We start from the raw sequence: 23,211 nt of genomic DNA, 5'->3' as shown, positions 1-23,211 counted from the left end.
ACCATGCCCAGGTGATCAGCCTGCTGAACGCCGCTCTGGTGGAGGATCTGGGCAGCACCAACGGCACCGTGATCAACGGTGCCCGGATTCGCAAGCGGGTGCTGCGGGAGGGAGACGTCATCGTCATCGGCAACTATCAGATCCGCTTCACCGAACTGGCCAGCGCCGGGGAGGAAGTCCGGCAGAGTGTGGACGAGACGCTAATCCTTCCCTCGGGCGTCCCTCCCGTCCCGCCCCCCTCGGGCGCAGCCCTGCCTGAAGACTCGATGACGGGATCACGGTCATCCACCGGCCTTGGCAAGGCCAGGGTGCAGATACTCAGCGGCGCCAACGCGGGCCGTGAACTGCCCATCACCAAGGCCGTGACCACACTCGGACATCCGGGGGTGCAGGTGGCAGCGATCCTGCGGCGCGGCCCGGACTACTACATTACCCATGTGGAGGGCGGCTCCAGGACCAGCCCGCCACGACTCAACGGCGAAGAACTCACTACCCAGGCCCGTCCGCTCAGAAACCACGACATCATTGATGTCGTGGGAGTGCGCATGGAATTCATGTTGCATTAGGGGATATGCGAGGAGCGTTCCATGGCATACCTACAGGCCTACCTCAACCGCCAGCCCGCTGGTGAATACCTGCTGCAGGAAGGCACCACGACCCTCGGCCGCCGACAGGGCAACCTGATCCGTCTGGACGACCGCTCGGTCAGCGGACACCACGCCCGCCTGCGCTTTTACCGGGGCACCGCCACCCTGCACGACCTCGACAGCACCAACGGAACCTTCATCAACGGCGAAAGGGTCCAGGAAGCCACACTCCATGACGGAGACTTCATCACGCTTGGGAAATTCCGCCTCCGTTTCTGGCTCGATCAACCGGTTTCAGCGCCGGATCCCGAACCGGAAGCGCCGGATGCAGGCACTTACATCCTGCGCCTGGCCACTCCCGGGATGCCCCCCATACGGGCCAACCCGGAGCTCACTCGCCGGATTCGAGATACCCGGACCTCAGCGGAGGTCGCTCGGAAACACGACATCGATCATGGGATCGGGGCGGCGAACCGCGTCTCGCTGCGCATCCTCAGCGGGCGCAACCAGGGCAGGCACCTGGACCTGCTGTCCGCGGTGAACGCCCTGGGGTAGCCGGGACGGCAGGTGGTAGCCCTGATCCGGGATGAAGACAAGTTGTTCCTTCAGCCCCTGCAGTCCGAACTGGGCCCACCCCTGATCAACCACCGGCCGATCAAGGACCACGACCGGCATCCACTGCAACAGGACGACCTGCTGGAGGTGGCCGGCGTACAGATGGTGGTCACCATCGACGCACCCACCCGGGAAGCGCCCGCCCCCTGAGAACGGGCGCCCCGGAACCCGTCAGTCCAGCACCACCCGCGGCACTGCCGACAGCAGTTTTCGGGTGTATTCATGCTCGGGCGCCCGACAGATCCGGCGTGCCTCCCCCTGTTCAACCACCCGCCCCTGATACATCACCGCCATGGTGTCGGCCAGATATTCCACCACCCCGATGTTATGGGTGATGAACAACAGGGTCAGCCCCCGCTCCCGGGTCAGAGCGCTCAGGATCTGCAGCACCTCCGCCTGCACCGAGACGTCCAGGGCGCTGGTTACCTCGTCACAGACGATGAAGGCCGGGTCCAGCACCAGCGCCCGGGCAATGCCGATACGCTGGCGCTGCCCCCCGGAGAACTCATGGGGATAACGCCACAGGCTTTCCGCCGGCAATTGCACCTGCTCCAGCACCCGGGCCGCCAGGGCCAGCCGCTCATCCCGATCCTTGCCGATCCCGTGCACGGCCATGGGCTCGGTCAGGGTGGCCGCCACGGTCAGGCGGGGGTTCAGGGATGACATGGGGTCCTGGAAAATGATCTGCATGCGCCGACGGTAGGGCTTCATGCCCTTGGCCGGCAGGCGGGTGATGTCCTCACCGGCAAACAGGATGCGTCCGCCGGTGGGCTCCAGCAACCGGATGATGGCCCGGCCCAGGGTAGTCTTGCCGCAACCGGACTCCCCCACCAAGGCCATGACCTGCCCCTTGGGGATATCCAGGCTCACCCCATCCACCGCCCGCACATGGTCCACCACCCGGCGCATGACTCCCTTGCGCACCGGAAAATGGATCTGCAGGTCCCGCAGACGGACCAGAGGCACCGCCTCCGGAGCCTGTTGTCCGGCAGCCCCGTCCGCCCCCCGGGCGGCCTCCCGGCGACGACCGAGATTCTCCGGCAGGGCATCAATGAGCTGCCGGGTATAGGGATGCTCCGGACGCCGCAGTACCTGCCGCACGGTCCCCTCCTCCACCAGTTTCCCCAGACGCATCACCCCCAGGCGGTGCCCCATCCGGGCCACCACGCCGAAATCGTGGGTGATGAAGAGGATGGCCATACCGTTACGGTCCTGCAGTTCCCGCATCAGACGCAGGATCTCCGCCTGTACCGTCACGTCCAGGGCCGTGGTGGGCTCGTCGGCGATCAGCAGGTCCGGTTCGCAGGCCATGGCCATGGCGATCATCACCCGCTGGCGTTGCCCGCCGGAGAGACGGTGGGGAAATTCATCCGCCCGTTCGGCAGGATGGGGAATCTGTACCTGGGCCAGAGCCTCGATGGTCCGCTCCCGGATCTCCGCCTCCGACAATTCCGGACGATGGAGCCTGAGCACTTCCCCGATCTGCTCCCCCACCGTGAACACCGGATTGAGGGAGGTCATGGGTTCCTGGAAGATCATGCTCATGCGGGCGCCGCGGATGCGGCGGCGCTCCGCCTCCGGCAGAGCCAGCATGTCCACGGTCCGGTGACTGCCGTCGGCGAGGCGTTCCTGGAACAGGATCTGTCCCCCGGGATGATCACTGATGCCCCGGGGCAGCAACTGGATCACCGACAGGGCCGTGACCGACTTGCCGCTGCCCGACTCCCCAACCAGACAGAAGGTTTCCCCCCGCTCGATACCGAAACTGACATCATCCACGGCCTTCACGGTGGCGCCGCCGGCCTGGAGATGGGTCTGCAGGTTTCTGACCTCCAGCAGCATGTTCAGGCCTTCTTTTTCAGATAAGGGTCAAGGGCATCCCGCAGGGATTCCCCCACCAGGTTGTAGGCAAACACGGTGAGGAAAATGGCGCCACCGGGGAAGGCGGCCATCCACCAGTTGAAGGAGGAAGACTGTACCGCCTGATTGAGCATCTGCCCCCAGGAGGGATCATCCACCAGCCCCAGTCCGAGGAAGCTCAGGGTGGCCTCCGCCAGGATCGCCGAGGCCACGCCGAAGCTGGCCGCCACCAGGATCGGCGCCACGCCGTTGGGCAACATGTGGCGGAACAGCACGGAACGCAACGGCAAGCCGCAGGCCACCGCCGCCTGCACATAGTCCTGCTCCCGCAGCTTGAGGAACTCGGCGCGCACGTAGCGGGCATAACCGGACCAGGAGGTGATGCCGATGATGATCATCATCATGTAGAGACTGCGGCCGAAGAAGGCGACAAAGGTGAGCAGCAGGAACAGGGTGGGAATGGCCTCGAAGATCTCCACGATGCGCATGCCGATCATGTCCACGATGCCCGAGAAATACCCCATCAGCCCGCCAACGATGACCCCGATCACCAGGGCGATGCCGGTGGCGATGAAGCCGATGGCCAGGGCGATGCGGGAGGCATGGACCATCCGCGACAACACGTCGGCGCCGTTTTCCTCCGTGCCCAGCCAGTGCCGGCGCAGGTCATCGGCCAGGGGCGGCTCCATGCCCGTGTCGCCGAAGTCCCGCAGGTAATCCTTGGGGGAATACGGGATCGGGGCACGCAGCACCCAGTCGTACTGGCCGGCCGCTTCCGCCTCCCGATACTGTTCATGAATCACCAGCTTGGGGGGAGAGACGGTGACAGCACTGATCCCGCCGGCCACCACCAGCACCCCCAGCAGGATCAGCAGTTTCCTGGGCAGGGAGAGGCGCAGGAACAACAACACCAGACCGGTACAAAAACCCGCCATCAGGGTCACATCGGTGGGCGTCAGGTGACGCAGCACCGGACTGGACCAGTTGCCCCCCTCCAGGATCAGCCACGGATGGCTGCTGGCCAGGAAGGGGGCAAACACGGCCACCGCCGCCAGAATGCCGATCCAGGCCAACCCCACCCGCGCGCCCCAGCGCAGCAGTACCTCCCGGGCAACCTGGGCCGCATAGCCGCGGGAGCGCCGGGTGGGTGGGGTCAGTGTCGGCGCCTGTACCGTGTCAGTCATAACTCACCCGCGGGTCCGCAATCGCATAGCACAGGTCCGCCAGCAGGTAGCCCACCAGCGTCAGCACACCACTGATCAGGGTGACCGACAGCACCAGCTCCCGGTCACGGGTCTGCACCGCCTCCACCGCCAGCTTGCCCATGCCATCGATGGAAAAGATGGTCTCGACGATCACCGAACCCGCCAGCAGGCTGGGCAGCAGGGTGGCGGACACGGTGATCAGGGGCAGCAGGGAGTTGCGAAACACGTGTCGCCAGAGCACGTCGCCTTCCCCTACCCCCTTGGCCCTCGCGGTGCGGGCGTAGTCGGAGAGCAGATTTTCCAGCACCGCCGAACGGGTCAGCTTGGCCAGGAAGGCAAACCCGCCGTAGGACAGACACAACACCGGCAGAATCAGGTGCCAGGCCCGGTCCAGCACAAACCCCCGAATGAATTCACCCTGGGCCAGCCCCGCCGCCAGGGCGATGCCCACCCCCATGCCCAGCAGCCCGAGGATGCCGACCCGCAGGCCGGTGAACGTGGAGGCCGCCACCAGACCCACCACCCCGGCCACCAGCAGCATCAGGACCCCATGCAGCGGACCGAAGGAGACCACCGACACCCCGTTGGCCATCAGCACCCCTAGCCCGCCACCGAGGACCGCCCCGAGCAGGATGCGCCAGTGACGGGCCAGTTTCAGGGCGGCCCAGATCATCAGCGCGGCACACAGCCCCGCCAGCAGGAACAGCAAAAGCAGGTCGGTGGCCACGGTCCAGTGGGGCAGGAACGGCATGTCCAGGGCCTCGCGCCGGTTGATGCCGCCGGTGGGGAACCAGCGCCAGAACTGCTCCGAGGCAAAGAATCCGATCATCAGCACGCCGGCCAGCATGGTGGGCACGGACCACAACCCCAGCAGGACCATCCCCGAGCCGGTATCGAAGCGGCTGCCGCGCCGGGTAGCCGCCTGCACCCCCACCGCGATGGCGATGACGTAAATAATGGGAATGGACAGGATGTTGAGCAGCAGGGTGATGGGCAGGCGCTCGGCGATCAGATCCCCCACCGGCCGGCCGTAGCGGAAACTGGTGCCCAGTTCGGAGCCCTTGAACAGGGAAAAGCCGCTGATCGCCCCGTCCTGGTCGAAGGTGAAACCCGCCGGGGAGACATTGTTGAGCCAGCGCAGATACTGCACCGGGGCCGGCTGATCCAGGCCATACATGCGGTTGTAATAGTCCTCCAGCGCCTTCTTGGCCTGGGGCTCCAGGTTCATGCCGTCCACCAGGGACTGGGCACTGATGCCGCCGGGGGCGGCGGCCATGACCACGAACACCACCACGGTGATCCCGATCAGGGTGGGGAACATGAGCAGCAGGCGACGGACGATATAGGTCAGCATGGCCGGGTCCCGGGGTCTGCGTGGATGCCGCCGGGCATGGTCAGCGTGCGTATTTCTGCTGGATCGCCGGCACGTAGATCTCCACCGGGATGCTGGTCAGATTCAGACCCAGCCGGGTCTCCTGCAGGTTGGTGATGCGCTCGTCGATGAAGGCCAGGGTCATGCGCCGCATGAGGAAGGTATAGGGCTGATCCTCGTGCAGGATACGCTCCGCCTCGTGCCAGATGGCCATCCGCTCATCGTCGTCCACCGTACCCCTGGCCCGCTCGATCACCGCATCCAGTTCCGGATTGCGGTAGTTGATGAAGTTGTCGCCCCCGGACACGGTCTGGCTGGAATGGAACATCTGATAGATGTCCGTTTCCACCCCGCTGGTCCAACCCAGGGTGATGGCATCGAAGTCCTTGCGGTTGAGCAGGTCCAGCATCACCGACCATTCAGTGGGCCGGGGCCGCATCAGGATGCCGGCACGGGCATAGAGATCCCGCAGGAACAGCACCATGCGGCGGGTGTCCTCGTTGTCCTGGAAGAACACCAGGTCGAACTCGAAGGCGCGCCCCTCCGGATCCTGGAGGATGCCGTCGCCGTTGCGGTCCTCGAAGCCCGCCTCCCGCAGCAGGGCGCGGGCCCGTTCCAGGTTGAAGGCGTAGGGTTCAAGCGCACTGTCATGCTGGGGACTGCGGGGATTGAAGGGGCTCACCGCCGGCTCGGCATAACCCAGCATGATCTCGTCGATGACCCGCTGGATGTCCGTCAGATGACTCATGGCCTGGCGCACCCTGCGATCAGCGAACCGGGTGGGCCGGCCGTCCCGTTCCTGGTTCCAGCCGATATAGGAATAACCGGCGGTCGGGCTCATGTACTCGAAGTGATGGGTACGCTGGCGCAGGCGGGCATCATCAAGGAGCTGCCCGTATTCCCGCGGCCGGGCGCCATAGACGTCCAGTTCCTGGTTGCGGAAGGTGGTCAGGCGGGCGCTGTCGTTCTCGATCACCCGCCACAGCAGGCGGTTGAAGGGGGGATCCACCGGCCCCCAGTAACGGGGATTGCGCTCCAGTTCCACCAGACCCTGGTCCGGGGTCCAGCCCCTGGGGTCCGCCAGGCGATAGGGACCGGACCCCATCAACAGGCCACGGGACTGGTTGAACTGCTGGGGATTATCCAGGAAGGGCGCGTAGAAATGGCGGGGCATGATCTGCATGCCGCCCGCCAGGGAGAGGCTGTTGAAGTAGGGCTCGGAAAAGGTGAAGGCCACCTCGTGAGTCCCCAGGGCTTCCACCTTCTCCAGTTTCTCCAGGAAGGCCCGCGCCCGGGGGGCGGCGATGGCGTCGGTCATGATGAAGTCGTAGGTGAACACCACGTCCGCGGCGGTCAGCGGCTCACCATCGGAGAACTCGATCCCTTCCCGGAGCTGGAAGGTAATGGTCAGGCCGTCCTCGCTGAAGGACCAGTCCCGGGCCAGCAGACCCTGCCACTCCAGGGTGTCCGGGTCACGGATCAGCAGGGACTCCAGCACATAGCTCTGCACCTCCGAGGAATAGGCGTCGGAAGACACCAGCGGTGTCAGCGTCGCCAGGCCGGTACCGAAGGCCCTGACCAACCAGTCTCCCTGGGCATAGTCCGGCTGCCGGGTGGCGGCCCAGGCCCGCGCGAAGGCGGGCGGCACTTCCACGTGGGCATCCGGACCGCCGTCCTGGGCGGCAATGGCTCCGGCCCTGAGCCGTGCATCCAGGGACTGCATCACCGCCCGCATGCGCCGCATGTCGTCGGCCTGCTCCTGCATGGACCGCTGCATCTCGGACAGCCGGTTCCACTGCCGGTCCACCTGGTACATGAGCAGTACCACCAGCAGGGCGATCCCCAGCAGGAAGACCATCAGGACGGCATCTTTGGACGTGAAGCGCTTTTCCATGGATCGCGGATTCTTCTCGGGGTGCGTGACGGGTCCAGAGTATAGAGATTGCACCGGGGCCCACAAGTTTCCCGAGCAGAACCGACGCGGGCAGGTCCGCTCCCGCGAGGCCCCCTCCATAGGGACCTCGGCACTGAGACATTACAGGTTGTCGCGATAAATCTTGATCTTGGCCGCAGCCTCCATGGCGTTGAGCACGGCCTCGAAATCCAGCGCTCCGTAGAGCCCTTCCAGATGACTCCGGGCACGGGCCAGCTCAACACGGCTCGGCTCCACGTCCCTCACCCCGTGCAGCTGCACCAGGGCATAATCCCCACTGTCCAGCGCCACACCCGCCGAGCCCGAGGCCGACAGGCCAAAGGCTGCCGTGATGACCCCGCCCGGCACCTCGGTGCTGTCCCGGGTAATGGTCCGCTGCTGCTCCAGAGTGCCCGGCAACCCTGCCACCGCCGCGGCCAATGCCTCGCCGCCGCGCAGGGCCTCCAGCACCGCCTCGCCGGCCTCCCGGGCCAGACGGCCGGACTGCTCTCGCCGGATCAGCGCGCGGATGTCATCCGCGACCTCGGCCAGGGCGCGCGGGGCCGCCGGCTCATGCTCCAGGACCCGTACCACGGCGGAGCGGCCATCGGGAAGATCGATCACGTCACTATTGCGCCCCTCCTGCAACACCTCCTGGCTGAAGGCGGCCCGACGCACCATGGGGAAGCTACCCAGCCCCGGCCCCTGATCACGGGTGATCCAGTCGGAGCGCCGGATTTCAAGGCCCGTGGCATCGGCCGCGGCATCCAGGCTGCGGGGGTGCTCATAGCTTTCGGTGAGCAGGCGTTCCATCAACTCGATCTGACGGGATTCCACCTGACGGGCGCGCAGCTCCTCCGCCACCTGCTCACGCACATCCTCGAACGGTTCCGCATAGGCCCGCTTGATATCGGCCAGCAGAATCAGATGGAAGCCCTCGCTGGTTCGCACCGGCTGACTCAGGTCACCGACGGACTGGGTGAACAGCACCCCATCCAGAGCCGGCCCCAAATCACCTCGCTGGACATAACCCAGATCCCCGCCCCGCTCCGCGGTCATGCGGTCCTCGGAGGCCTCCGCCGCCACCTGGGCAAAGTCCTCGCCACCGGTCACCCGGGCGCGCAGGGCCTGGGCACGGGCCCGGGCATCGGCCACCGCATCGGCATCGGCATCGGCGCCGACCCGGACCAGGATATGGGCGGCACGGCGCTCCTCGGGGGTCGTGAAACGGTCAATCTGCTGCTGATAATGGCGACGCAGCTCGGACTCAGAGGGGGTGATGCGGGACTCCAGCTGTTCCAGGTCCAGCACCAGATACTCCAGTCGCACCCGTTCCGGCGTCCGGAAGCGGTCCCCATGGGCGGCGTAGTAGGCCTGAATGTCCGTGTCGCCGATCTCCACGCCGGCAGCATATTCCGCCGCCGGGATGACGAAGTAGCTCAGTTCCCGTTCCTGATCCCGCAGACGCAGGTATTCGCGCACCTCGGCATCGGTCACGAAAGCGGAAATCCTGACCCCGCCCTCGAATTGCTCCATCAACAGCCCCAAGGCCACATCCTGCTCGAAGGCAGCCCGGCTGATGCGCTGGGCTTCCAGCAGTTGGGTATATCGGACCGGATCGAAAACCCCGTCCCGCTGGAATGCCTCGAAACCGGCCAGTTCACGGGCCACCGCCTGCTGGCTGACCCTAAAGCCCTGGGCATCCACCGCCTGCTGCATCAGTTCGCGGCGAATCAGGGTCTGCAGGGCATTTTCCCGCAGACGCTCGTCATCCACCAGTTCCGGTGGCAGGCGTCCGCCGAAAAACTGGGCCACCTGCTGTCTTTGCTGTTGCACTTCCCGCTGGAAGGCCCGGGTAGTGATCTCCACCCCGTTCACCTCCACGGCCACCAGGCGGGCGCCGCCGCCGAAGTATTCATGCACACCCCAAAGGGCAAAGGGAATGGCGATCATGATGATGATCGCATAGGCCAGCCAGCCACTGGCTTTATCGCGAATTTTCAGGAGCATGGGAACAAGCTATCCATCTGCCATTGGGAAAATGACCGTCATGATACCGGATAAGCGGGGCGGACAGGCAAAGACAGGACACAAAAAAGGGCACCCTGAGGTGCCCTTTCGATAGTTGGCGGAGCGGACGGGACTCGAACCCGCGACCCCCGGCGTGACAGGCCGGTATTCTAACCAACTGAACTACCGCTCCAGATATTGCTGCAAAGAACCTTGGTGGGTGCTGAGGGGATCGAACCCCCGACATTCGCCTTGTAAGGGCGACGCTCTACCAGCTGAGCTAAGCACCCGTCTAAAGCACGCTAGTTTACAGCATCCTTCAGCGCTTTACCAGCCTTGAAACTGGGAACATTGGAGGCAGCGATCTCGATGGTCTCGCCGGTGCGGGGGTTGCGGCCGCTACGGGCTTCACGCTTGCGTACCAGGAAGGTTCCGAATCCGACGATCGTCACCTGGTCACCCTGGCGCAGGGTGGCAGAAATCACGTCGATCATGGAATCCACCGCGCGCGCAGCCGCTGCCTTGGGAAGATCGGCGGAGCTGGCTACGGCCTCAATCAACTCGGATTTATTCATTCAATTTTACCTTCGCTTGGGCAGAGGGTGGAGAAGTGGTGTGAGCGTCGCGCGAGTCCAGAGAAAAACACATACGGATACGCCTGACTCTCGTGGTCGGCGCCATGACTCGGGCAATGAAAGGTTCTAGGTATAGTTATGAGTGCTGCGACAAGAACGCGGACTTTATACCAAGTGGATTTCGGGCCTGTCAACAAGCCTTCATGGGAGGCTGAAACCGCCGACGGACGGCACTGGCGGCAAGGCCGGGCACGAACCGACGGCCGGAAGAACACGCCTTCCGGCCGCCGCATCTCATGGTGTGCTTACCCTGCCCTTCAACATCCGGAAGGCGTCATCAGTGATGGGGCACTCCTCGCTGGGTGACCTCCTCCGCCCCCTTGGAGACCACCTCGGGCTTTTCCGGCTTGTCGCCCTCCTTAGCGGCGGCCGGGCGCTCCTTGAGAGCAATGGCCAGAACCTCATCGATCCAGCGTACGGCGCGGATATCCAGCTTACTCTTGATGTTTTTAGGAATATCCACCAGATCCTTCTCGTTTTCCTTGGGAATGACCACTGTCTCGATCCCTCCCCGGTGAGCCGCCAGTAGCTTCTCCTTGAGACCACCGATGGGCAGGACTTCACCGCGCAGAGTGATTTCCCCCGTCATGGCCACATCGGATCGCACCGGGATGCTTGAGAGAGCCGACACAATGGCGGTGCACATGCCGATACCGGCGCTGGGACCATCCTTGGGTGTCGCCCCTTCCGGCACGTGGATGTGGATATCCTTCTTCTCGTAGAAATCCTCGGCAATACCCAGGGTGCGGCAACGGCTACGCACCACGGTCATGGCCGCCTGAATCGACTCCTGCATCACGTCACCCAGCTTGCCGGTATGCAGGCACTTGCCCTTGCCGGGCACCACCGCCGCCTCGATGGTCAGGAGTTCGCCCCCCACCTCGGTCCAGGCCAGACCGGTCACCTGCCCCACCTGGTCGTGCTCCTCCGCCAGACCATAGCGGAAACGACGCACGCCCAGGTACTTGTCCAGATTCTTCGGCGTGACCTGGGTCTTGCGCTCGGTGCCCTTGAGCAGGTGCTCCTTGACCACCTTGCGGCAGATCTTGGAAATCTCCCGTTCCAGATTACGCACCCCCGCCTCCCGGGTGTAGAAGCGGATGATGTCGCGGATGCTGGCCTCGGTGACCACCAGCTCGCCCTCCTTGAGACCATTGTTCTTCATCTGCTTGGGCAGCAGGTAGCTCTGGGCGATGCTGGTCTTTTCGTCCTCGGTATAACCGGGCAGTCGAATGACCTCCATGCGGTCCAGCAAGGGTCCGGGGATGTTCAGGCTGTTGGCCGTGGCCACGAACATGGTATCCGAGAGGTCAAAATCCACCTCCAGGTAATGATCGGCGAAGGTACTGTTCTGTTCCGGATCCAGCACCTCCAGCAGGGCCGAGGCGGGATCGCCCCGGAAATCCATGGCCATCTTGTCGATCTCGTCCAGCAGGAACAGGGGATTGCGCGTCCCCACCTTGGACAGGTTCTGCACGATCTTGCCGGGAAGCGCCCCGATATAGGTCCGACGATGGCCCCGGATCTCGGCCTCGTCACGGACCCCGCCCAGGGACATGCGGGTGAACTTGCGATTGGTGGCCCGGGCGATAGAGCGGCCCAGGGAGGTCTTACCCACCCCCGGCGGTCCCACCAGGCACAGGATCGGTCCCTTGAGCTTGCGCACCCGCTGCTGCACGGCCAGGTATTCCAGGATGCGTTCCTTGACCTTTTCCAGACCATAGTGGTCCTCGTCCAGCACCCGCTGGGCCTCGGCCAGGTCGTTGCGCACCTTGCTGCGCTTCTTCCAGGGCATGTTGGCCAGCCATTCCACGTAGTTTCGCACCACGGTGGCCTCGGCGGACATGGGGGACATCATCTTGAGTTTGTTGAGCTCGTTCTGGGCCTTCTGCTTGGCCTCCTTGGGCATGCCGGCGCCGTCGATGCGCCGCTGCAGCTCCTCCAGCTCGTTGGGTGCGTCCTCCATGTCGCCCAGCTCCTTCTGGATCGCCTTCATCTGCTCATTGAGGTAATACTCCCGCTGGCTCTTCTCCATCTGCTGCTTCACGCGGCCGCGGATGCGCTTCTCGATCTGCAGGATGTCGATCTCACCCTCGATCATGGACATGAGATGCTCCAGACGGGCACGCACGTCATCGATCTCGAGGATCTTCTGCTTTTCCTCGATCTTCAGGGACATGTGGGCGGCGATGGTATCCGCCAGCCGGGCCGCGTCATCGATGCCGGCCAGGGAGGTAAGGATCTCCGGCGGGATCTTCTTGTTCAGCTTCACGTACTGATCGAACAGGTTCAGGACCGAACGGGTCAGCACTTCCATCTCCCGCTCATCCCCGCCCGGCAACTGTGCCACGCGGGTGATCTGGGCGGTGAAGTGTTCCTCGGCATCCACCAGTTCGATCACACGGGCACGCTCCGAGCCCTCCACCAGCACCTTGATAGTGCCGTCGGGCAGCTTGAGCAACTGCAGGATGGAAGACAGGGTGCCGACGCGGTGGATCTCCGTCGCGGAAGGCTCGTCCACCTCGGCGCTCTTCTGGGCCACCAACAAGATCTGCTTGTTGCTGGCCATGGCCGTATCCAACGCCCGGATGGATTTCTCCCGACCGACGAACAGAGGGATGACCATGTGGGGATACACCACCACATCACGCAGGGGCAGCACCGGGACGGTCTGGATCGGGTCATCCATGGCTGCCTGGGGTTTTTGATCATTATCCATGGTGTTCGTCTCTCAATAAGGATTTGGTGATAGATTCCACCAAGACCGGGACCGGCCCGGGATTGGCAATCCGCCATGACCTATTTGATGGGTATGTTCCCGGGGAAATCAAGGCGCCGGGAGACAAAAAGGCTGCAAATCGGATAAAAGGAGGGATAAACAGTCAGGACAGGTGAGCAAACACGCAGTGCCACGTCCTTAATGAACATGGCACTGCGTCACGATCCGTACACGCCCCGCGACACCGTGGTGGGGACGCATCCCGGCAAGTGGCCGGCATTCAGTCCGAAGCGGCCTTCTGATAATCGGAGTTTTCGTAAATCAGGTAAGGATTGGTGTCACCCATGATCACGGCGTCGTCGATCACCACCTTGGAAACGCCCTCCACCGAAGGAATCTCGTACATGGTGTCCAGCAATACCTGCTCCAGGATGGTCCGCAGACCACGGGCACCGGTCTTGCGTTCCATGGCCTTGCGTGCCACGGCGCGCAGGGCGTCTTCCCGGAACTCGATCTCCACCCCTTCCATGTCGAACAGCTTGCGATACTGCTTGGTCAGGGCGTTCTTGGGCTCGGTGAGAATACGCACCAGTGCCGCTTCGTCCAGTTCCTCCAGGGTGGCCACCAGAGGCAGACGACCGACGAATTCGGGGATCAGACCAAACTTGATCAGGTCTTCCGGCTCCACGCCGAACAACAGCTGAGTGGAGGACTGGCCACTGTCCCGGCTCTTGACCTCGGCGGAGAAACCAATGCCGCCCTTTTCGGTACGATCCCGGATGACCTTCTCCAGGCCGGCAAAGGCCCCCCCCACGATGAAGAGGATGTTGCGGGTATCCACCTGCAGGAATTCCTGCTGGGGATGCTTGCGACCACCCTGGGGCGGGACCGAGGCAACCGTGCCCTCGATCAGCTTGAGCAGGGCCTGCTGCACACCCTCACCGGAGACATCCCGGGTGATGGAGGGGTTATCGGACTTGCGGGAGATCTTGTCGATCTCGTCGATGTAGACGATGCCGGTCTGGGCCTTTTCCACATCATAGTCACACTTCTGCAGCAGTTTCTGGATGATGTTCTCCACATCCTCGCCCACGTAACCCGCCTCGGTGAGGGTGGTGGCGTCGGCGATGGTGAAGGGCACGTTCAGCAAGCGCGCCAAGGTCTCGGCCAGCAGGGTCTTGCCGGAACCGGTGGGACCGATGAGCAGAATATTGCTCTTGGCCAGTTCCACCTCGTCCTTGCCCCCGCGAGCTTCCAGGCGCTTGTAATGGTTGTACACCGCCACGGACAGGATCTTCTTGGCCCGCTCCTGACCGATGACGTATTCATCCAGGATCTGCTTGATTTCATGAGGACGAGGCAACTTGCTGCCCGCCACCGCGCCCTGCTCCTGCATCTCCTCGCGGATGATGTCGTTGCACAGCTCCACGCACTCGTCACAGATGAACACCGAGGGACCGGCGATCAGCTTGCGCACTTCGTGCTGGCTCTTGCCGCAAAAGGAACAGTAGAGCAGTTTGCCGCTGTCCGAATCCTTGCCTTTCTTGTCGCTCATGAGCGGACCTCAAGTAGTACCATTCGGTGACACCTTGCCCCTTTTCGGGACAAGATGCAAGCCGCAACCGGACGCGGTTTTCCTGTCGTCCGGAACCTTCCGGATCAGGAACCCTGAAGCAGACTCCGGGTCTCCAGAACCTTGTCGATGATGCCGTATTCCTGGGCGTCGGTGGCGCTCAGGAAGCGGTCGCGCTCGGTATCCTGCTCGATACGCTCCACCGGCTGGCCGGTGTGCTTCGAGAGGATGCCGTTGAGCTGGTCGCGCACCTTGAGGATCTCACGGGCATGGATGTCGATATCCGTCGCCTGACCCTGGAAACCACCCAGGGGCTGATGAATCATCACCCGGGAATGGGGCAGGCAGTAGCGCTTGCCCGCGGCCCCGCCGGCCAGCAGGACGGCACCCATGCTGGCCGCCTGGCCGATGCACAGGGTGCTGACATCGGGCTTGATGAACTGCATGGTGTCGTAGATGGCCAGCCCGGCGGTGACCACACCGCCGGGGGAGTTGATGTAGAGGCTGATGTCCTTGTCGGGGTTTTCAGACTCCAGGAACAGAAGCTGCGCCACGATCACATTCGCCATGTAGTCCTCCACCGGACCCACGACGAAGATCACCCGCTCCTTGAGGAGTCGGGAATAGATGTCGTATGCACGCTCCCCCCGGGCGGTCTGTTCGACCACCATGGGGACCAGATTCAGTGCCCGGGTATCCAGGGCACCGCCCGCTGCTGCAAACCCACGATCGCTCATTTAGGCCTCGGTCTCCTGCGACGGGTTCATGAGACGGTCGAAGCTGATGGACTCATCCTTGACCTGGCACTGTTCCAGCACCCGCTCCACCACCTGCTGCTCAAGAACCATGGCTTCCAGGCCGCTCATGGCCTGCTTGTTGTTACGATAGTACTTCATCACCTGTTCCGGGTCTTCATAACCGGCGGACATGGCTTCCAGTTCTGCCGTGACACGGGCCTGATCCACGCGGATTTCATCGCGACGGATGATCTCGCGAATCACCAGCCCCAGGGCCACCCGGCGACGGGCCTCTTCCTCGAACAGTTCATCCGCCAGATCCGGCACGCCCTGGGCGCTACGACCGAAGCGGGAAATGGCCTGCTCCCGCAGACGGTCGATCTCGTCCTTCACCACCGCCTTGGGCAGATCCACCGCATTGCGATCGAACAGTGCCTGCATCACCTGGTCTTTGACCTTGGCCTTGACCGCCTGTTCCATCTCTCGGCCCATGTTCTTGCGCACTTCTTCACGCAGCTTTTCCACGCCGCCATCCTCGACGCCGAAATCCTTGGCGAATTCGTCATTGACCTCGGGCAGCACGGATTCCTGCACGGCCTTGACCGTGACGGCAAACTCAGCCGGACGACCGGCCAGATGCTCGGCCGGGTAATCTTCCGGGAAGGTCACGGAAATGGTCTTCTGATCACCGGCCTTGAGCCCTTCCAGCTGTTCTTCGAAGCCGGGAATCATGCGGCCTTCGCCCAACTCCAGATTGGCATCCTCGGCGCTACCGCCCTCAAAGGCCTCGCCGTCCAGGGTGCCGATGAAGTCGACGACGATGCGGTCGCCCTTGGCCGACTCACGCGCCACGTCGGACCACTGGCGGCGCTGCTTGCGCAGGGACTCGATCACCTTGTCCACATCGGCATCGGTGATGTCCACCTGGGGACGGCTGATCTCCACACCGCTCATGTCGGCGGGCACCACGTCGGGGAAGACCTCGAACACGGCCACGTATTCGAGCGCCTGACCGGCTTCGACGGACTTGGGTTCGATGTCCGGCGGACCAGCGGGAATCAGGCTTTCCTGGTTCAATGCATCCTGGTAGGAGGACTGCATCAGTTCACCCAGAACTTCCTGGTAAACCCCGTCGCCATAGCGCTGCTGGACCACCTTGAGCGGCACCTTGCCGGGGCGGAAGCCATCAATCTTCACCCGCTTCACCAGGGATTTGAGACGACGATCCACTTCTTCCTGAATCCGCTCGGCAGGCACCTGAACCGTCATACGCCGTTCCAGGCTGCTCAAGGACTCCACTGATACTTGCATGGACTGAAAACCTCTTCGCGTCGTTCGCGTCTATTTCAGAATTCTTGGACTTGGCAAGAGCCGGGACCCGAGGGCACCGCGCGTGTGCCCTTCATGCCACCCGGCCAATCGCCGAATCCCTGAGGGTGCGTCTGCCGGACACACATTGCCGATGGCTTGAACATGGTGCGAAAGGAGAGACTCGAACTCTCACGGGTTACCCCACTGGAACCTAAATCCAGCGCGTCTACCAATTCCGCCACTTTCGCCAAACACCGTCATTCCCAGACGTAGCAGGGCATTATACAGGCACGCCCGCCGCTCCATAACCCTGCCCCACAATGCAAAAAGGCCCGACAATCGTCGGGCCTCCTGCATATCCGGACAAATTGGTGGGCCGTGTAGGAATCGAACCTACAACCAATGGATTAAGAGTCCACTGCTCTACCAATTGAGCTAACGGCCCGGGAACACGACTTTTCGCCTTAATTTTCCCTGGCAAGACATTCCGAGAATGTCTGCACGATCATCCCTGCCAAATGGGGTGGCCGACGGGGCTCGAACCCGCGACAACCGGAATCACAATCCGGGACTCTACCATCTGAGCTACGGCCACCATAAAACAGCACTACTATCACATCAAACCAACTTGGCGCGCCTGGCAGGACTCGAACCTGCAACCCTCGGCTTAGAAGGCCGATGCTCTATCCGGTTGAGCTACAGGCGCCTGGATCGTACCGCCCGGCGGTTCAAATGGTCGGGGTAGAGGGATTCGAACCCCCGACATCCTGCTCCCAAAGCAGGCGCGCTACCAGACTGCGCTATACCCCGGATTTCCCGAGCATCGCGAGCAGTCGACGACGATGCCGAAGGCGCACATATTACGCATATTCAACACCATCGTCAATCCCATATTTCACCTGAACCTGCTCAACCCTCCTCTTCACCGGAAGTGGTCCGCTGCAGACGCTTGCGCCGCCAGCGGAACAGCATCAGTGCGGGCCCCGACAGCGCGTAGACCACAAACCCGACCCACAGCACCTTCGGCGGATCGATGGCCGTGAGCATCACCGCCAGCACCACCGCGATGACCACGAAAAAGGGGACCCGATGGCGAAAATCCATGTCCTTGAAACTGAAATAGGTGAGATTGCTCACCATGGCCGCCCCGCACAGGACGGTGACCAGCAGCGCGGGCAACATGATCCCGGCGCCGGAAAACTCCAGATCGTTCCAGACCCAGACCAGCCCCATCATGACGGCGGCGGAGGCGGGACTGGGCAAGCCCTGGAAAAACCGCTTGTCCGCCACTCCCAGTTTGGTATTGAAACGCGCCAGGCGCAGGGCCGCGGCGGCGGTATAGAAGAAAGCGGCCACCAGCCCCAGCTGGCCAAGCCCGTTCAACACCCACAGATACATGACCACTGCTGGCGCCACCCCGAAGGAGACCATGTCCGCCAGGGAGTCATACTCGGCCCCAAAGGCGCTCTGGGTGTTGGTCAACCTGGCCACCCTTCCATCCACGCCATCGAGCACCATGGCGATGAAGACCGACACCGCCGCCGCGATGAAGTCCCCGTTGATGGCTGCCATGATGGCGAAAAATCCGGCAAACAGCGCCGCCGTGGTGAACAGGTTGGGCAGGAGATAGATCCCCTTGCGCCCCTTGGGATGTTCGGGCTGCGACTCCATCATCATGAGCCTCCCGTCGGCTCTTTCTTGTGCAGCAAGGTGGCAATGACATTGACCCCCGCCAGAACCGTCTGACCGGGCTTCACGTCCACTCTGGCATTATCGGGCAGATAGAGTTCCACCGGGCGCCAGAAACCCAGAAAACCGCAGCGTCTGCCCTGCCCCAGCCGCTCGCCGGCATGCACCAGAATACTCAGGCGATGGGGCCAGCGCCGACGGTCCGTGGCCATGACCACATCCTCCTTCTCGTCAGTCTGCAACCAGATGGCAAAACGACCCTCGGCCTCCGCCACTTCCTGACCCTCGCCACCCGCCCAGTACTGCTGGAACTTGCCCTCTATCGGACTGTGGACATTGAACTCGCCGAAACGGCGCTGCTGCAGGGTAACACAGGTGGTTCGGCGATCCAGGAACGGATCATGACATTCCCGCACCGCGGTCACCACCGCATCCACGGGACTGACCACCGCCAACGGATTGGGTGGGGTCTTGCGCGGCATGTCGCGGAACATCACCAGGGCGGCGATCAGCAACAACCAGGTCGGCAAGGCCCAGACGCCGAGAAAAAAGTGTGCAAGAGCCACCAGGACGGCGACCTGCGCCAGATAGGGACGTCCTTCCGGAGCGATGGGAAGCATGGATGTATCCCGTACGACAGGCTCGAAGGGCATGGTCGCCTCGAGCCGGATGACACACACGACGGGGGCTGCGCCAGGCGCAGCCCCCGTCATCACAACACCGGCAAAGATCAGTTCTTGGACTTGTCCACGATCTTGTTGGCCTTGATCCAGGGCATCATGTCACGCAAACGGGAGCCCACCACCTCGATGGGGTGCTCGCGGGCGATGCGACGGCTGGCCTTGAGCTTGGCATTGCCGGAAGCACTTTCCAGGATGAATTCGCGGGCGAAGTCACCGGTCTGGATCTCGCGCAGGATCTTGCGCATCTCTTCCTTGGTCTGTTCGTTGACCACGCGGGGGCCGCGGGTGATGTCGCCGTACTCCGCCGTATTGGAGATGGAGTAGCGCATGTCGGCGATGCCGCCCTCGTACATCAGATCGACGATCAGCTTGAGTTCATGCAGACACTCGAAGTAGGCCATTTCCGGCGGATAGCCGGCTTCCACCAGGGTTTCGAAACCGGCCTGAACCAGGGCGGAGGCGCCACCGCAGAGCACGGCCTGCTCACCGAACAGGTCGGTTTCGGTCTCGTCCTTGAAGGTGGTCTCGATCACGCCGGCGCGGCCACCGCCATTGGCGGAGGCATAGGACAGAGCGATATCACGGGCACGACCACTGGCGTCCTGATAGACGGCGATCAGGCTGGGCACGCCGCCGCCCTGCTTGTAGGTGGAGCGCACCAGATGGCCGGGACCCTTGGGCGCGATCATGATCACGTCCAGATCCTCACGGGGCTGGATCTGCTCGAAATGGACGTTGAAACCATGGGCGAAGGCCAGGGCACCGCCTTCCTTCAGGTTGGGCTCCACCAGATCCCGGTAGAGGGCGGCCTGGTGCTCGTCGGGGGCCAGGATCATCACCAGGTCGGCGTTCTTGACCGCCACTTCGATGTTCTTGACGTTCAGACCGGCATCTTCGGCCTTCTTGGCGGAGGCCGAGCCGGGGCGCAAGCCCACGGTCACGTCGACGCCGGAATCCTTGAGGTTGTTGGCGTGGGCGTGGCCCTGGGAGCCGTAGCCGATGATGGCCACCTTCATCCCCTGGATGATGGAGAGATCGGCGTCTTTGTCGTAATAGACCTGCATGGTAGGTATCCCCGAAATACGGATAAGGAGTAAAGGTTCAGATAAAGAAAAATGGGATCAAAGCCTGAGGGCCACGTCGCCGCGGGCAATGCCCATGACGCCGGAGCGTACCACTTCAACCACCTCGAAACCGCGTACCGCGTCGATGAAGGCATCCAGCTTGGGGCTGTCGCCGGTCAGCTCCACCACATAGGTGGTGGCGCTCACATCGATGATGTGGCCGCGAAAGATCTCGGTCATGCGCACGACCTCGGCCCGCTGCTCACCGTCCTGGACCTTGAGCTTCACCATCATCATCTCGCGTTCGATGTGACGGTGCTCGGTCAGGTCCAGCAGCTTGACCACGTCCACCAGCTTGTTGAGCTGCTTGGTGATCTGTTCGATCACCTCGTCGGACCCCCGGGTCACCAGGGTGAGACGGGACAGGGTCGGGTCCTCGGTGGGGGCCACGGTGAGGGACTCGATATTGTAGCCACGGGCCGAGAACAGCCCGGCCACCCGGGAGAGGGCGCCGGACTCGTTTTCCATCAGGATTGAGATTATGTGTCTCATGGTCGCATCACAGGAGGATCATTTCGTTCTGGCCCGCACCGGCCGGAACCATGGGATAGACGTTCTCGCTCTGGTCGGTGACGAAGTCCATGAACACCAGGCGATCCTTCATCTTCAGGGCCTCCTGGATGGCGCCTTCCACGTCACCCGGCTGTTCGATGCACATGCCCACGTGGCCGTAGGCCTCCGCCAGCTGCACGAAATCGGGTAGCGCATCCATGTAGGACATGGCATAGCGCCCCTGATAGAAGAATTCCTGCCACTGGCGCACCATGCCCATGTAGCGGTTGTTCAGGGCCACCACCTTGATGGGCAGATGGTACTGCAGGGCGGTGGACAGCTCCTGGATGCACATCTGGATGCTGGCCTCGCCGGTGACGCAGACCACGGTCTCGTCCGGATGGGCGATCTGGGTGCCGATGGCTGCCGGCAGACCGAAGCCCATGGTGCCAAGGCCGCCGGAGTTGATCCAGCGATTGGGCTTGTCAAAGCCGTAGAACTGGGCCGTCCACATCTGGTGCTGACCCACGTCGGAACAGACGAAGGCATCGCCCTTGGTCAGGCGCCAGAGGGTCTCCAGCACGTGCTGGGGCTTGATCAGCTTGCTGGTCTTGTCGTACTTGAGGCAGTCCATGGCCCGCCATTCGTCGATCTGCTTCCACCACTTGGCCAGGGCCTCCTGATCGGGTCGGGCTTCGCCGGCCTTGATCTCCTTGATCATGGCCTTGAGTACCGGGTCCACCTGTCCCACGATGGGCACGTCCACCTTCACGTTCTTGGAAATGGAGGCCGGGTCCACGTCCACATGGACGATGCGGGCATGGGGGCAGAATTTCTCGATATTGCCGGTCACCCGGTCATCGAAGCGGGCGCCGATGGCAATGAGCACGTCGGCATGATGCATGGCCATGTTGGCCTCGTAGGTGCCGTGCATGCCCAGCATGCCCAGGAACTGGCGATCGGAGGCCGGATAGCCGCCCAGACCCATGAGCGTGTTGGTAATGGGGTAGTTCAGCAGACGGGTCAGTTCGGTCAGAGACTTGGCCGCATTGCCCAGGATCACGCCGCCGCCGGTATAAAGCATGGGCTGCTTTGCGGACAGGATCAGGTCCACCGCCTTGCGGATCTGCCCGGAGTGCCCCTTCACCGTGGGGTTGTAGGAGCGCATCTTGATGCTCTTGGGATAGCTGAACTCGCAACGGGCGGCGGTGATGTCCTTGGGGATGTCCACCACCACGGGACCCGGGCGACCGGTGGTGGCCACGTAAAAGGCCTTCTTGATGGTGGTGGCCAGATCCTTGACATCCTTGACCAGGAAGTTGTGCTTCACGCAGGGACGGGTGATACCCACGGTATCCACTTCCTGGAAGGCATCGTTGCCGATCAGGCTGGTGGGCACCTGGCCGGTGAAGACCACCATGGGCACGGAATCCATGTAGGCATCGGCAATGCCGGTGACGGCATTGGTGGCGCCGGGACCGGAAGTCACCAGAACCACGCCGGGCTTGCCGGTGGACTTGGCGAAACCTTCGGCGGCATGCACCGCCCCTTGTTCATGTCGCACGAGGATGTGCTTGACCTTATCCTGCCGGTACAGGGCGTCGTAGATGTGAAGTACGGAGCCGCCGGGGTACCCGAATATCAGATCAGCACCTTCCTCCTGCAGACAGCGGACGAAAATTTCGGCACCGGTCAATTCCACGGTCTTGGTCTCCTGCTGCATAAGAAGCTTGCCTGCTATGGGCTGACTCCGTCCCGGAACCCCCCAAGGTGGGGTCTGGCCGCGGAACGAAGGGGAAAAGGCTCGATCATAATATGTCGGGGCATGAATTTCATCATTCTAAAAATTTTACCCGCTCCGCGGGGGCAGCATCCGCGGGATGTGCGGGAACCGCCTGGGCGGGGCGATGCCCCCTACCCACCCCAGCCGTACTGCTCGAAGAACCTGGGCAGCATGTCCAGCATCTCGTCCCGGGTAAAGAAACGGTCTGCCCGGGCCAGACGCATCTGATCCTGCAGGTCCTCGTCCCCACCGAAACAGAACACCGGGATGTTGATCTGACACGCCATCCGCAGGGTCCGGATCACGTCCAGGGGATCGAACGTACCGTCCTCATCCAGGTCCAGCAGCACAAAGCGGTGCAGCAGGATGTCGTTCCAGTCGCCCAGTTCCGCCAGATCCGTGGCCACCACACGGGTCCAGCCGATGGGGGCCACCATGTCCAGGTCGGACAGCAGTGACTCCCGGGATGTCATGACGATGAACCTGCGATCCAGACGGGATTCAATGGTGGGTCGGTTCACGCCTGACTGTTCACGAAAAGTGCCTGAAGTAGAAATCACTGTGCGCCAGCTCCTCGTATAGCCTGACCCGTTCCTCCATCCCCAGTTTGAGGATCTGGACCAGGGCCAGGGCCTGTTGACCATCGACGATGTGCATCCGCCCCACCAGATCCTCATCCGGCTCAAGGCAGTGTGCCGTCAGAGGGTCGGGCGCTTCCACATAGAGCAGGAAGGATTCGCAATCCTTGTCGTCCGGGTCCAGGGGTTGCATCACCACCCTGCCCAACCAGGCCAGGCGTGCTACCTGGTTGAACTGGCGGATATCGAACTTCTTGCCCTTCCGGTAACGGTTGAGCTCGTTACGGATATCACTGACCCGGCTAATCCTGACTTCTTTCATAAGC

At 62.8% G+C, this 23,211-nt stretch carries 20 protein-coding genes and 7 tRNA genes; 3 read left to right on the top strand and 24 right to left on the bottom strand.

What is annotated here, in order from left to right; translation table 11 throughout:
• From ECTPHS_RS10770 to ECTPHS_RS10760, 3 genes are all read left to right on the top strand, one after another.
• The coding region (locus tag ECTPHS_RS10770) for an FHA domain-containing protein (protein ID WP_008932776.1) at nucleotides 1-566 on the top strand (566 nt) is incomplete at its 5' end.
• A 21-nt stretch (nucleotides 567-587) separates the two neighbouring features.
• Nucleotides 588-1,142: an FHA domain-containing protein gene (locus ECTPHS_RS10765; RefSeq protein WP_008932775.1), complete on the top strand. Its 555-nt coding sequence runs from the start codon at nucleotides 588-590 to the stop codon at nucleotides 1,140-1,142.
• 12 nt (nucleotides 1,143-1,154) lie between these two features.
• On the top strand, nucleotides 1,155-1,352 hold the full coding sequence (locus tag ECTPHS_RS10760; RefSeq protein WP_008932774.1) for a hypothetical protein: 198 nt from the start codon (nucleotides 1,155-1,157) through the stop codon (nucleotides 1,350-1,352).
• Between the two features lie 21 nt (nucleotides 1,353-1,373).
• Here the strand turns inward: ECTPHS_RS10760 and ECTPHS_RS10755 are convergent, their stop codons facing one another.
• From ECTPHS_RS10755 to ECTPHS_RS10640, 24 genes are all read right to left on the bottom strand, one after another.
• On the bottom strand, nucleotides 1,374-3,044 hold the full coding sequence (locus ECTPHS_RS10755) for an ABC transporter ATP-binding protein (RefSeq protein ID WP_008932773.1): 1,671 nt from the start codon (nucleotides 3,042-3,044) through the stop codon (nucleotides 1,374-1,376).
• 2 nt (nucleotides 3,045-3,046) lie between these two features.
• On the bottom strand, nucleotides 3,047-4,246 hold the full coding sequence (locus tag ECTPHS_RS10750; protein ID WP_008932772.1) for an ABC transporter permease: 1,200 nt from the start codon (nucleotides 4,244-4,246) through the stop codon (nucleotides 3,047-3,049).
• Nucleotides 4,239-5,621, bottom strand: a complete 1,383-nt coding sequence (locus ECTPHS_RS10745) for an ABC transporter permease (RefSeq protein ID WP_008932771.1) — start codon at nucleotides 5,619-5,621, stop codon at nucleotides 4,239-4,241. The genes ECTPHS_RS10750 and ECTPHS_RS10745 overlap by 8 nt, the downstream gene beginning before the upstream one ends.
• A gap of 40 nt (nucleotides 5,622-5,661) precedes the next feature.
• Nucleotides 5,662-7,533, bottom strand: coding sequence for a peptide-binding protein (locus ECTPHS_RS10740; protein ID WP_008932770.1), 1,872 nt, complete (start codon nucleotides 7,531-7,533; stop codon nucleotides 5,662-5,664).
• A gap of 141 nt (nucleotides 7,534-7,674) precedes the next feature.
• Nucleotides 7,675-9,561: a SurA N-terminal domain-containing protein gene (locus ECTPHS_RS10735; protein ID WP_008932769.1), complete on the bottom strand. Its 1,887-nt coding sequence runs from the start codon at nucleotides 9,559-9,561 to the stop codon at nucleotides 7,675-7,677.
• Nucleotides 9,562-9,677: 116 nt separating this feature from the next.
• A tRNA-Asp gene (locus ECTPHS_RS10730) sits at nucleotides 9,678-9,754 on the bottom strand.
• A gap of 21 nt (nucleotides 9,755-9,775) precedes the next feature.
• Nucleotides 9,776-9,851 (bottom strand) — tRNA-Val (locus tag ECTPHS_RS10725).
• A 12-nt stretch (nucleotides 9,852-9,863) separates the two neighbouring features.
• Nucleotides 9,864-10,136, bottom strand: coding sequence for an HU family DNA-binding protein (locus tag ECTPHS_RS10720; protein ID WP_008932768.1), 273 nt, complete (start codon nucleotides 10,134-10,136; stop codon nucleotides 9,864-9,866).
• A gap of 337 nt (nucleotides 10,137-10,473) precedes the next feature.
• The gene (gene lon / locus ECTPHS_RS10715; protein WP_008932767.1) at nucleotides 10,474-12,915 is read right to left on the bottom strand and encodes an endopeptidase La; all 2,442 of its coding nucleotides are present in this window, start codon (nucleotides 12,913-12,915) and stop codon (nucleotides 10,474-10,476) included.
• A 280-nt stretch (nucleotides 12,916-13,195) separates the two neighbouring features.
• The gene (gene clpX / locus ECTPHS_RS10710) at nucleotides 13,196-14,470 is read right to left on the bottom strand and encodes an ATP-dependent Clp protease ATP-binding subunit ClpX (RefSeq protein ID WP_008932766.1); all 1,275 of its coding nucleotides are present in this window, start codon (nucleotides 14,468-14,470) and stop codon (nucleotides 13,196-13,198) included.
• A 104-nt stretch (nucleotides 14,471-14,574) separates the two neighbouring features.
• Nucleotides 14,575-15,225: an ATP-dependent Clp endopeptidase proteolytic subunit ClpP gene (gene clpP, locus ECTPHS_RS10705; protein WP_008932765.1), complete on the bottom strand. Its 651-nt coding sequence runs from the start codon at nucleotides 15,223-15,225 to the stop codon at nucleotides 14,575-14,577.
• Nucleotides 15,226-16,536 carry a trigger factor gene (tig, locus tag ECTPHS_RS10700; RefSeq protein WP_040405807.1) on the bottom strand — a complete coding sequence of 437 codons (1,311 nt, stop codon included), beginning with the start codon at nucleotides 16,534-16,536 and terminating at the stop codon, nucleotides 15,226-15,228.
• Nucleotides 16,537-16,699: 163 nt separating this feature from the next.
• Nucleotides 16,700-16,784 (bottom strand) — tRNA-Leu (locus tag ECTPHS_RS10695).
• Between the two features lie 121 nt (nucleotides 16,785-16,905).
• Nucleotides 16,906-16,981 (bottom strand) — tRNA-Lys (locus ECTPHS_RS10690).
• A gap of 74 nt (nucleotides 16,982-17,055) precedes the next feature.
• Nucleotides 17,056-17,131: transfer RNA gene (locus tag ECTPHS_RS10685), tRNA-His, on the bottom strand.
• Nucleotides 17,132-17,165: 34 nt separating this feature from the next.
• Nucleotides 17,166-17,242, bottom strand: a tRNA-Arg gene (locus ECTPHS_RS10680).
• A gap of 27 nt (nucleotides 17,243-17,269) precedes the next feature.
• Nucleotides 17,270-17,346, bottom strand: a tRNA-Pro gene (locus ECTPHS_RS10675).
• Between the two features lie 99 nt (nucleotides 17,347-17,445).
• Nucleotides 17,446-18,210, bottom strand: a complete 765-nt coding sequence (pssA, locus tag ECTPHS_RS10670; RefSeq protein ID WP_008932763.1) for a CDP-diacylglycerol--serine O-phosphatidyltransferase — start codon at nucleotides 18,208-18,210, stop codon at nucleotides 17,446-17,448.
• A complete protein-coding gene (locus tag ECTPHS_RS10665; RefSeq protein ID WP_008932762.1) occupies nucleotides 18,210-18,845 on the bottom strand; it encodes a phosphatidylserine decarboxylase in 636 nt (211 codons plus the stop codon). Before ECTPHS_RS10665 ends, pssA begins: the two co-directional genes overlap by 1 nt.
• 110 nt (nucleotides 18,846-18,955) lie before the next feature.
• Nucleotides 18,956-19,972, bottom strand: coding sequence for a ketol-acid reductoisomerase (gene ilvC, locus ECTPHS_RS10660; protein ID WP_008932761.1), 1,017 nt, complete (start codon nucleotides 19,970-19,972; stop codon nucleotides 18,956-18,958).
• Between the two features lie 57 nt (nucleotides 19,973-20,029).
• Nucleotides 20,030-20,524, bottom strand: coding sequence for an acetolactate synthase small subunit (ilvN, locus tag ECTPHS_RS10655; RefSeq protein WP_008932760.1), 495 nt, complete (start codon nucleotides 20,522-20,524; stop codon nucleotides 20,030-20,032).
• A gap of 7 nt (nucleotides 20,525-20,531) precedes the next feature.
• Nucleotides 20,532-22,247, bottom strand: a complete 1,716-nt coding sequence (locus ECTPHS_RS10650) for an acetolactate synthase 3 large subunit (RefSeq protein ID WP_008932759.1) — start codon at nucleotides 22,245-22,247, stop codon at nucleotides 20,532-20,534.
• A gap of 191 nt (nucleotides 22,248-22,438) precedes the next feature.
• Nucleotides 22,439-22,828: a hypothetical protein gene (locus ECTPHS_RS10645; RefSeq protein WP_008932758.1), complete on the bottom strand. Its 390-nt coding sequence runs from the start codon at nucleotides 22,826-22,828 to the stop codon at nucleotides 22,439-22,441.
• 10 nt (nucleotides 22,829-22,838) lie between these two features.
• On the bottom strand, nucleotides 22,839-23,207 hold the full coding sequence (locus ECTPHS_RS10640; RefSeq protein ID WP_008932757.1) for a hypothetical protein: 369 nt from the start codon (nucleotides 23,205-23,207) through the stop codon (nucleotides 22,839-22,841).
• Nucleotides 23,208-23,211 lie beyond the last annotated feature (4 nt).

The organism is Ectothiorhodospira sp. PHS-1 (assembly GCF_000225005.1).
In the GTDB taxonomy this organism is placed as follows: domain Bacteria; phylum Pseudomonadota; class Gammaproteobacteria; order Ectothiorhodospirales; family Ectothiorhodospiraceae; genus Ectothiorhodospira.
This window is presented reverse-complemented; position numbering and strand designations above follow the sequence as displayed.